Origin of the sequence: Bartonella bilalgolemi, from assembly GCF_023500045.1 — a bacterium.
Classification (GTDB): domain Bacteria; phylum Pseudomonadota; class Alphaproteobacteria; order Rhizobiales; family Rhizobiaceae; genus Bartonella; species Bartonella bilalgolemii.
Genome location: NZ_JAMCOF010000030.1, coordinates 1 through 1,180, shown reverse-complemented (window position 1 = coordinate 1,180; position 1,180 = coordinate 1). Strand labels below are relative to the sequence as shown.

The 1,180-nt window shown below is 37.5% G+C and carries 1 protein-coding gene; it reads left to right on the top strand.

Translation table 11 applies throughout. The features are described from left to right. A partial coding sequence (locus tag M4Z11_RS07330; protein ID WP_249678034.1) for an autotransporter outer membrane beta-barrel domain-containing protein occupies positions 1–1,131 on the top strand: 1,131 nt, incomplete at its 5' end. Positions 1,132–1,180 lie beyond the last annotated feature (49 nt).

Below are 1,180 nucleotides of genomic sequence, written 5' to 3'. Positions count from 1 at the left end.
AAATTGGCAAATGGTTACACCACAATAAATAATTCTCCTTATAAATATACTCTTAACGCCTACGGTCCTCAAGCTTCCTCTCACGGTGAAGATCAAAGTATGTTTGGTGAAAATCAAACATATTGGGATTTCCGTTTGCAAAACGCCTATCTTGACTCTCAATCAAAAGTGAAAGCTCTTGTACCACAAATGGCTAATTATTTGGTTATGCCAAATGCTTTATTCTCTGCTGGTTTCTCTGATATCAATCAGCAAAATGCATCTCTACGGACACTGTCATTAGCCAATGAAAACAATAAGAAAAATACTTTCTTCTTATCCTCTTATGGCAATACAGCGACTTTATCATCCAACCATACTGCTCTCGAGTATGGTTACGGAGCTGATCTTCGCTATAATGCTCTAGAAATAGGTGTTGCATTAGGTGTTCTGGAAAATCAAAATACTACAACAAATTTTGGTTTGTTAGGCACTTATGGACAAGTATCTTTCACGCCAAAAGACATGGAAGGTGCTGATAAGAGTACGCTTGATAAATGGTCAATCTCAGCTTTCGGTAGTATACGTCATCAGAATGGCTTATACCTTGACACACTCCTTTCCTATGGCCTTGTGAAAGGACATATTAAAGTTGCGAATATCGGTAATGTTGCAAAATTGAGTGATGCAAATACATTGAGTGCCTCTGCAACCATTGGTCAACAATTTTCAACTGGTGTTGAAGGACTGGTCTTTGAACCACAAGCACAACTTGCTTATCAACGTTTGATGTTTGATAGCATTTCAGACAGTGATAACCTTGAAATCGATATGAATAATCCTAATCAATGGTTAGTTCGTATTGGTGGACGTTTAAGCAAAACTGTCACTGCAGCAGAAAGCGGTCATGCCATTTCCCTTTATGGAAAATTAAACATGATTAAGGCTTTTGGTGACGGTGAAACAATACAGGTAAGTGGAGATAATTTCCATGTTGATCCTATGGGTGCCTCTGTTGAAAGTAGTGTAGGGATTAATGCACAATTAAATAAAAAGATCGAATTACATGGTGATATCAGCCACCAACACAAACTTCAAAAAGCAGGTATATCAGCAACCTCTTTTTCAGGTGGGATACGTTATCGTTTCTAAAACAATACTGATATTAACTTAGATAAAAAGGGCAGTATAAGATACTGCC